This is a genomic window from Campylobacter sp. CFSAN093229 (genome assembly GCF_011068225.1).
Classification (GTDB): domain Bacteria; phylum Campylobacterota; class Campylobacteria; order Campylobacterales; family Campylobacteraceae; genus Campylobacter_D; species Campylobacter_D jejuni.
The window spans coordinates 1-972 of the sequence record NZ_JAAMXB010000025.1 but is presented as its reverse complement, the minus strand read 5'-3'; the positions used below and the strand labels follow the sequence as shown (position 1 = coordinate 972).

The following is a 972-nucleotide window of genomic DNA, read 5'->3' as shown; positions in this document are numbered from 1 at the left end:
ATTAAAACCTCTTCTTCTTAACATCTTCTAAGATATTATTAGCTATATCACTTACTGTACTAGAAATAATAGCTGATTCATTAGCAATTTCAACATTATCTTTAGTAGTTTGATCAATTTGAGCTACGCTATCATTGATTTGAGTAATACCTGCAGTTTGTTCTTTAATACTTTCTGCCATATCATTGATAGATTGAACAAGTAAATTAGTATTAGCTTCTATTTCAGATAAAGACTTTTGAGTTCTTTCAGCTAACTTTCTAACTTCATCAGCTACCACTGCAAAGCCTCTACCATGTTCTCCAGCACGTGCTGCTTCAATAGCTGCATTTAAAGCTAAAAGATTGATTTGATCTGCAATATCACCTATAATACCTGTAACATTTTTAATCTCTTCAGATTGAGTGATAACATCACTAGTTTTAACTGAAACATTTTGCATAGAAGAAGTGATCTCTTCTAAAGCTGCTGCAGTTTCTTCTAAAGATTGAGCTTGAGAATTTGAAGAAGTGGTTAAGCTTTGAACAGCAGTTTGTAATTTTCCACTTTCATTAGCTAAAGCATTAGCAAAGTCTGAACTTTGTTTTAGCATTTTAACTATTTCATCACCTAAAGCATTAGTAGTTAATTCAACACTTCCTGAAGCATTAGAGATTTTATTTCTAAAATCTAAGCTTTTATATTCTTCAAATATTTTATGAATAACATTCATATCAGAACCTACTCTAGCTTGTAAAACATCAAGAAGTTTATTTAGAACATTTTTAAGTTCAATAAGTTGTGGGTTTCTTGGATTAGCAGTAATTCTTGCTGTTAGATTACCACCTTCTACAACTGATACGGTTTGAACTGATTCTTTAACGGCTTGATTGTCTTGTTCTAAACCTTTTTTAGTAGCAAGGATGTTTTCGTTGATCATTTTGCCCATTTTTCCAAGTTCATCATCGGCTTTGATTGAAATTAAATCAACTT

1 protein-coding gene is annotated in these 972 nt (G+C 31.3%); it reads right to left on the bottom strand.

All coding sequences use genetic code 11. The features are described 5' to 3' along the window. Position 1: 1 nt before the first annotated feature. On the bottom strand, positions 2-972 hold a 971-nt coding region (locus FBE93_RS08240), incomplete at its 5' end, for a methyl-accepting chemotaxis protein (protein WP_242631511.1).